Annotated in this window: 1 pseudogene; it reads right to left on the bottom strand. The window is 65.0% G+C overall.

Going from position 1 to position 214, the window contains the following annotated elements:
* Window positions 1–214: pseudogene (locus tag ACLEJW_RS23335) on the bottom strand (hypothetical protein); the annotation flags it as partial.

Genomic DNA, 214 nt, shown 5'->3' with positions numbered 1-214 from the left:
GTACGACGCAATATCGCGCCATGCGCCAAGGCGTTCGCGCGCAGAATCCCCAGGATTAACAGGCTCGAAATAACCGTAGGAGCGAGCGCAGCTCGCGATGCGCCGCGCGGGCGGCGCTGGATCTGTCCGGCGGCAAATATCTCAAGGCATGCCCATAACGCAGCGTCGAAGGTCTCGCGGCTGTGCTCGGCGAAACGCGGGCGCTGGGTGAGGC

It is taken from the genome of Pseudomonas sp. SMSB3, from assembly GCF_052041965.1.
Lineage (GTDB): Bacteria > Pseudomonadota > Gammaproteobacteria > Pseudomonadales > Pseudomonadaceae > Aquipseudomonas.
Note: the sequence above shows the minus strand (reverse complement) of the source record. Positions and strands in the feature narration are given on the sequence as shown.